The sequence below is a fragment of the Selenomonadales bacterium genome (assembly GCA_017442105.1).
Classification (GTDB): domain Bacteria; phylum Bacillota; class Negativicutes; order RGIG982; family RGIG982; genus RGIG982.
The window spans coordinates 1-7,775 of the sequence record JAFSAX010000006.1 but is presented as its reverse complement, the minus strand read 5'-3'; the positions used below and the strand labels follow the sequence as shown (position 1 = coordinate 7,775).

At 46.8% G+C, this 7,775-nt stretch carries 7 protein-coding genes; 4 read left to right on the top strand and 3 right to left on the bottom strand.

Features of this window, described 5'->3' with window-relative positions:
• On the top strand, positions 1 to 1,375 hold a 1,375-nt coding region (locus IJN28_00335), incomplete at its 5' end, for a hypothetical protein (protein ID MBQ6712218.1).
• Here IJN28_00335 and IJN28_00330 read toward each other — a convergent pair.
• Positions 1,364 to 2,716 carry a hypothetical protein gene (locus IJN28_00330; protein ID MBQ6712217.1) on the bottom strand — a complete coding sequence of 451 codons (1,353 nt, stop codon included), beginning with the start codon at positions 2,714 to 2,716 and terminating at the stop codon, positions 1,364 to 1,366. The two genes, IJN28_00335 and IJN28_00330, sit on opposite strands and share 12 nt — an antisense overlap.
• Before the next feature lie 334 nt (positions 2,717 to 3,050).
• Entirely contained in the window at positions 3,051 to 4,400 is a 1,350-nt protein-coding gene (gene gdhA, locus IJN28_00325; protein ID MBQ6712216.1) for an NADP-specific glutamate dehydrogenase, read from the bottom strand.
• Between the two features lie 365 nt (positions 4,401 to 4,765).
• Between gdhA and IJN28_00320 the strand changes: the two genes are divergently transcribed.
• The gene (locus tag IJN28_00320; GenBank protein MBQ6712215.1) at positions 4,766 to 5,962 is read left to right on the top strand and encodes an MFS transporter; all 1,197 of its coding nucleotides are present in this window, start codon (positions 4,766 to 4,768) and stop codon (positions 5,960 to 5,962) included.
• Between the two features lie 41 nt (positions 5,963 to 6,003).
• Positions 6,004 to 6,792: a hypothetical protein gene (locus tag IJN28_00315; GenBank protein MBQ6712214.1), complete on the top strand. Its 789-nt coding sequence runs from the start codon at positions 6,004 to 6,006 to the stop codon at positions 6,790 to 6,792.
• Here the strand turns inward: IJN28_00315 and IJN28_00310 are convergent.
• Positions 6,754 to 7,101, bottom strand: coding sequence for a L,D-transpeptidase (locus IJN28_00310; protein MBQ6712213.1), 348 nt, complete (start codon positions 7,099 to 7,101; stop codon positions 6,754 to 6,756). The genes IJN28_00315 and IJN28_00310 overlap by 39 nt on opposite strands.
• Positions 7,102 to 7,172: 71 nt before the next feature.
• Between IJN28_00310 and IJN28_00305 the strand changes: the two genes are divergently transcribed.
• Entirely contained in the window at positions 7,173 to 7,481 is a 309-nt protein-coding gene (locus IJN28_00305; GenBank protein MBQ6712212.1) for a hypothetical protein, read from the top strand.
• The last annotated feature ends 294 nt before the right edge of the window (positions 7,482 to 7,775 follow it).

The following is a 7,775-nucleotide window of genomic DNA, read 5'->3' as shown; positions in this document are numbered from 1 at the left end:
TCAACATACGATCAGCGTGATGACAGGAGAACCGATGCCAAGAAAATGGCAAGAGTTCTTTGAACTGACACCCGAAGAAAAAGCAAGATGGGATGCTTCGCTGAAGTTAGACGAAGAATATCGCATCGCAGAAGCACAAGGTTTCCCCAATGGGATTCCCGGAGGAAAAACGAGAGGAGATATGTTACATTATCTCACGCAGCAAGAAGAAGCGCATAAAAAAAGTATGCAAGAAAGAAGCTTCCTCGGTCAATCTTTCATACCGAATAAGACGGAAATACAAAGATATAATAATATTATACCGAATGATACACTTGTATATGGGCAGGGTAATGAACAACCGTCGTTCACGTTTAATCAAAAATTAAATACAGAATCTCTGTATGCAAGACCCAATAACCTTTTACAAATGAATACAGACATAAAAAAAGAGCCTGCCTTTGATGTAAAGCAAGCGATTCGAAAGATAGCAAGCCGATTAGAAGAAAGAACAGATGATAGCGGAGAGCAAGATAAGATGAGCCTTCCTACTAAGTTGGAATTATATGAACTGCTGTCTCCGTATGGTACGACATATAAAGAGATAAAAGAAGCATATCCTCAGACTGTTCATGATGAGGAACAAGTCAATTTGTTGGATCAAGAGTTTGATTCAACAGACAGTAATATGGTCAATTTTTATAATCAGATGATGGATTTGGCATTTGAGAAGATGGAAGAAAAAGAAAAAATCAATCCCGAGAATCCGCGCCTTACAGACTATGAGTTGTATGAAATATGGTCACCATATGGTGCACGGTATAGACAAATAAGAAAAGCGCATCCTACTCCCGAGCAGGAAGAAGAGCTTCGGAAACAGGCAGAAGAAATGATAAGAAATTCGCCAATGCCAAGATTGAATTATAGCGCAGGCGATAGTGTATATGAACGTTCTGCTATGCTAGGGGAAGGAGCATTTCTTTCCCCTAATTTGGATTTAATAGAAAAAATTCTAAAAGCTGAAAAACGCGCGTTAAAAAAAGATTTAGATCAAACTGTTCTTGATTTCTTTGGCTCGATAGACGCTATTCTTGCTATGTGTCCACAAGATTCGAGGTTAGCTAAAATTGGTGCAGGCCTGGGATATGCACTCTTGGCTGTTGCTGCATTGAGATGTGTACTGGATGTGCAAAATAGGAGGGAGAAATTGATCAATGATTTGGTGACCCAAGGACGTGAAAGACGTGAGGCAGAAGCTGAAACATTGCCGATCTATCATAAATGGCTTCTGGATGAATTAACAACCTTGGTATTAGAAGATTGGGTATCTGATTTTCTTCCTTTGATCCTTATTCCACAAAAAAATGAGGAGAATCCAGGATCGTCAATAATTTGAATAGAGTAAAAATATAAGCATGATTCTGTTCGTCGGGAAGCCCATACCAAGATAAAAAGATTCGGTCAGACCGCGGAGAGGCACGAATGATGCCGTACCAAGATCGGTATAACGTGTTTTTTCCTTCGGAGAAAGCGGTTTGTACGATTCTGTTAAAAGATACGGAGAACCATTCTGAGAGGACGGGAATAGCCATTCGATAAACGGATATTGTACGAAATGATCGGTTGGGAGTGTAACAGAGAAAGTGTAGAAGCGTTCTTCGTTGGGAGCGAAAGATGCTTCGTCAGGAAGCATACATTCGATATGCTTTGCTTGTAAAAGATGATTCTTGTCATAGTACATAAACAGTGATCTGATCATGGGTTTTGCCAATGTGACAGCTTTATCCTTCGGATTCTTTATCTGCAAATAACAAGTCAGCTTATCGCCGTCTATCTCGAAAGTTCCTGTTCCTTTCAGTGGATTTTGAGTCCAAGTGAAAGGCGGGATATATTCCAGTTTGGGAACCAAACGGTAAGAAGACATACCATGCGATGGAGGGGGGGCGGAAGGATCTTTTTCAGAACAGTAGAGGGAATCGTTTAGTCGTGTTGTTAGATAAAATTCATTGAGGGACAGATCATCGGCATTGGGTAAATATTGTTTGGAGATCGGAACGGTTATGGTTTCATACGGTTTTATCGTGAGAGGGAATGTATCGGACGAACAGTAGTTGAAACGAGCTGTTTTGCCATCGGATATTTTACGGAAGTAGGCAGATAAGTTGATATCGCACATCTCTGTGATCGTTGTATCGGAGGAATTGTTGGTAATAGAGATGGCAAAGCCGCCTGTTGGTGAGAATACCGGTTCGATGTGGAAATCAGCAGAGGCCGGAGCGTTAACGATGTCGATATAAGATCGATCGGTGAATTCCCATAAAGTGTGTTCGTGTTCTACTAGGTCGATAGGATCATTGGCAGGGAGCGAAAGCGGAAAGGTAACTGTGATCGTTTCGTTTGGCTCAATTACCAAGTCGGAGATCGTGTCAACATATTGATGATAAGAATATGTTTTTTTCTGATTGTGCGTATCATACGAAACCTGAATACGAGTGAGCTTTTTTTCAATCTTTTCGTTGGTCGGATTGGTGATCGTATGGCGAACATAGTAGATATCATTTTCACGCCAATCTTTTGTCGTAACGATAAGCTTAGATAACGGGGACTCATTTACTCTTTGATAATACTTTTGTCGGAATTCGTTTATTAAATCAGAAGAAGCATCCTTCTCCTCTGCCCATACAGGCATCACGGATATCATCAATAAAAACAGTATCATCATACAGCGAAATAACATAAGTGTTCCCTCCCGAATGTTGGTATCTTTATTATACCACAAGCAAAAATGTTTGCTTGCAAGGACATTTTTGTGCAGTGGTTCAATTATCGCATTTGTGCGTTAGCACAGGACGCGATAGCGTGAAGGCTTGCAGAGCAAGACTTCTTGTGATAATTATACCACAAGGGCATGTATTCTCACTAACCTCATGCTTCGCTTTTCGGCTCGCATTCGCTAAGTGTTCATTCGATAGCAGAAATATTTGCCTGCAAGGACGTTCTTATGGCTATTACAGCAAAAAAAGAAGCCCCTTCGTTTGAAGGGACTTCTTTTTTGTATGTAGAGGAGTCTATTATACTACGCCGTGTGCTACCATTGCTTCTGCAACGCGGAGGAAGCCAACGATGTTGGAGCCTACTACGAGGTTGCCCGGATAGCCATAGTCTTCTGCTGCTTTTTTGGAGTCGTTGTAGATCGCCGTCATGATGCTTTCGAGTTTGGAATCGACTTCTTCGAATGTCCAGCGATAACGCATGGAGTTCTGGCTCATTTCGAGTGCGGATACTGCTACGCCGCCTGCGTTTGCTGCTTTTGCCGGAGCGAACATGATGCCGGAGTCGATGAAGTATGCGATAGCGTCGAGCGTGGACGGCATGTTAGCGCCTTCGCCGACAGCTTTTACGCCGTTTGCAACGAGGATCTTAGCGGATTCGAGGTCGATTTCGGACTGCGTTGCGCACGGGAGAGCAACGTCGCACGGGATCGTCCAGATACCGCGGCAGCCTTCATGATATTCTGCGTTCGGGCGATAATTGATGTATTCTTTGATACGACCGCGTTTTACTTCTTTGATCTCTTTGACTACTGCGAGGTCGATACCGTCTTTGTCATAGATGTAGCCGTTGGAGTCGGAGCAAGCAACGACGTGTGCGCCGAGTTCCTGTGCTTTTTCGATCGCGTATGTTGCTACGTTACCGGAACCGGAGATGACAGTCGTTTTGCCTTCGATCGTCATGCCTGCGTCTGCGAGCATGAGGCGAACGAAGTAGAGAAGACCGTAGCCCGTAGCTTCTTTACGTGCCAAGCTGCCCCAGTAGCCGAGGCCTTTACCTGTGAGTACGCCTGCTTCATAAGCGTTGCGGAGACGTTTGTATTCGCCGAAGAGGTAACCGATCTCACGTGCGCCTACGCCGATGTCACCTGCCGGGATGTCAGTGTCCTGACCGATGTGGCGGGAGAGCTCCGTCATGAAGCTGTGGCAGAAACGCATGATCTCTCCGTCGGATTTGCCTTTCGGGTCGAAGTTGGAACCACCTTTTGCACCGCCGATCGGAAGTGTGGTGAGTGCGTTTTTGAAGATCTGTTCGAAACCAAGGAATTTGATGATGCTGAGGTTTACGCTCGGATGGAAGCGAAGACCGCCTTTGTATGGGCCGATCGCGCTGTTGAATTGTACGCGGTAGCCTTTGTTTACGTGGATCACGTTGTTGTCATCTGCCCACGGTACGCGGAACATGATCGTGCGTTCCGGTTCGGTGATGCGTTCAAGAAGTGCCTGTGCCTGTAATTCAGGATGTTTTTCGAGTGCCGGAATGATGGATGTCAATACTTCTTTGACTGTCGCATGGAATTCCGTTTCACCCGGATTTAATCTTTCTACTTCTGCAATGCAGGATTCTACATATTGTTTTGCGCTCATGATAATATCCCCCTCTATTTCACTCAATATCTCTTATTTGTATTATCTACGAAACACATTATGAACCAAAACTGTAACTGTGTCAATATGTAAATGGTAAAAATTTATAGTTTATAAGTGGAAAATACGCAAAAATACAAAATACATGAAAAAACATACAGAATACAGAATGAATATGCACGGGTTGCTGTAATCGTGATGTGCAAAACGTGTTTGTGCACAGGACGAATGAATTTGTCAGAAAATACAGAGTAAAGGGAGGGGTGGAAGGGGAACGATTCGGGGCTTTGGGTTTACAGTTGACTGAATGAAGCAAAGAGGAGTACAATAAAAGTTACGGATAAATAAAAGAGATAGGGATGAAATCAATGAAACGTAGTTATATTGCGCAGGGTTCACGTGCGTATTATCAGGCGATCGTAGCATTATTATTCGGAAGTCTGGCGAATTTTGGTCTGACATACAGTATGCAGCCGCTTCTGCCGAATGTGTCGGCTACGTTCGATCTTTTGCCGTCGACGGCGTCACTCGCGATGTCGATGACGACGGGCGGTATGGCGATCGGGCTTCTTCTTATTGCGGGGATCGCGGGGATGCTGGAGCGCAAGACGACGATCGTGGTGTCGCTGATCGGGTCGGCTGTCTTGATGATCGGGGCGTCGATGAGCAGTGCATTCGAGACGATTCTTGTGTGCCGCGCGCTGCAGGGGCTGTTTATTGCGGGATTTCCTGCGGCGGCTATTGCGTATATCAATGAGGAGTTCGATCCGCGGACGATCGGTATGGTCATCGGTATCTATATCGGGTCGAATTCGCTCGGGGGATTGTTTGGGCGACTGGCGACGAGTGCGGTGGCGGATCTGTATGATTGGCATATCGGGCTGATGAGTATCAGTGCGCTCGGGTTCGTTCTTGCGCTGTGGGTGCTGTTTACGCTGCCGAAGTCGGTGAATTTTACGCCTGCGAAGAAGTGTCCGAACCATTTTGTGCAGTCGATATTCGATAATTTTAAGAATCGGAATCTGGTGGAGATATACTTCGTTGCGTTTTGCGTGATGGGGTGCTTCATGGCGATGTACAATTTCTTGCCGTATGTGTTGGTACAGGAGCCGTATTCGTTTACGCAGACGCAGATAGGCTTTGTTTATGCGATGTATCTGGTCGGTTCGTTCGCATCAGCGTACATGGGCAAGAAGGCCGATATCTGCGGTCACGGTAAGGTGCTGTGTGCGAGCTTTCTTTTGGCGTTTATCGGTACGCTTCTGACGCTTCCGTCACCGCTTTTGATGAAGATGCTCGGCTTGGCGGTCTTTACGTTTGGGTTCTTCGGCGCACATTCGTCGGCGTGCAGTTGGGTCGGATTGGTGTGCCGCGGTGATAAGGCGCAGGCGGTGTCGTTGTATCTGTTGTGCTACTATATCGGTGCGAGCCTCTGGGGATCTCTGACGGGGATCCCGTATCAGATGTTCGGCTGGCTCGGTGCTGTGGTGATGATGTGTACGATATTGGCTGTCGGCGGTAGTGTTGCGTATCATCTGTGGCGTAAGATCGACTGCAAGGCATAAATGTGTGTTCTCCTCATAGATTGTATTGAGGTGAGCAGAGCGTGATCTTCATAAAGTGTGATCTGGGCGCGATGGGTGTCGGGGTGACGTCACCACGGCTGATGCTTGGGGAAGACGGGCGTCATTATGTGGTGAAGCTGATGCAAAATAAGGTCGGACCGAAGGTGCTTGCCAATGAGTGGCTGGGCTTTCGTCTTGCAAGGCGCATAGGGCTGTGTGTTCCGTGCGGTGAGATGGTCTGTATCCCGTCTGCGCTTGTACATAAGAATCGATATTTGCGGAAGGTGCGCGCCGATGAGGGCGTTCATTTCGGCAGTCGGTATCTATCAGGATGTGAATATGTCGGTCGGTGTGTGATGCGCTTGGCTGTAAACAAAGATGAGGTGGTCGGCACGATGTTGTTTGACCACCTTCTTTATAATGATGACCGTACGCTCAATCGCAAGAACTTCCTCGCAAGGCGGGAGGGGCGCGGATATCGCGTTTATGCGATAGACCATTCGCATCTTTTTGGGAGCGGGCGGTGGACGGAATTGTCGCTCCTTCGGCGAAGTGCTTCGCATACGGTCAACGAACGGCGCGCCTTCGGGTGGCTTCTCCGTCATTATCTGACGAGGGAAAAGCTTGCGCCGTATGTGGAGCGGATACTGTCTGTTGAAAGTGATGAGGTCGCGGAGATGATTGCAGAAATACCGCCTGCGTGGCTGACGGATAGAGAGCGCGATATCATCCTTCGCTTCTGGCAAGCTCGCAGACAGCAGGTGGGAGAGGTCGCAGATAGGATAGCCGACTTAGCTGCGGATATACACAGGCGTGCCAAACGGCGTTAAGTCAAACAGTACCTCCACGTGATGATTGTGGAGGCGAATGCAACCGTTCGATGCCATCTGTCCGATCGACTCGGGGCGGTTCGTCCCGTGGATGCCGTACGCATCGTAGTTAAGACCGAGCCACCGCGTACCGAGGATACCACCCGGATACATGATGCGGCTCACGATATAAAAATCTCCCAGCGGTGTCGGCGTCATAGCCTTGCCGATCGCAATGGGATACGTGAACAGTACGCGCTGACCATCGGCAAGCGATAGCTGTCGCCCGGTCGTGCTGATGTAGATGACAGGGCGAGAGATGTGTGGCATGAGGGGACCCTCCTTTCTCTTCTATATATAGGCTATGAAAGAGGGGAGGGGGGTGATTTTGAGTTTTTTCGGTGCGTATTGAAATCGCAAAGCCTGCTTTTTCACAGCAAACTGCTTCTCCCTTCTCTTTAACTTTCTTTGTCAGCAAAGAAAGTTACAAAGAAACTGCATCGCTCTTGAAAAAGGACTATCATCTACTGCCACAACTCAAATCCTTTTTCAAAGGCGATGGATTTGCCAATGTCAGCTTTTGCAAAGTCGAGATGGAGAACGTGATGATTGCATTCGCAATCATCAATATATTTTACGTCCTTATCCCTTTAGTAGTAAGCTATCGTCTGCGTTCCACGCTTTTTTGCGCTCGTATCCAAGAACCGTAGGTGATTGGTGAATACGAGCCATGTGATAGTGTTCCAAGAATCAAGCCCATAAGGGCGAAGATGATTGGATAAACACGAACCACTAAGCGGTGCAGTCCGTTATAGCGTAGGCTAGAGTCCGCTTCAACAGCGTGTGCCTTTTTTGTTACTTATTGGAGAAGTATCCAAGAAGCAAGTCCGAAGGGCGATGCTGATTGGTTAATACTTCCCATGCGATAGCGACCCAAGAAGCACACCGTTAGGTGGTGCTGATTGGTCAGTCGCGAACCGCTGGGGCAAGCCAAAAAGTAAGAG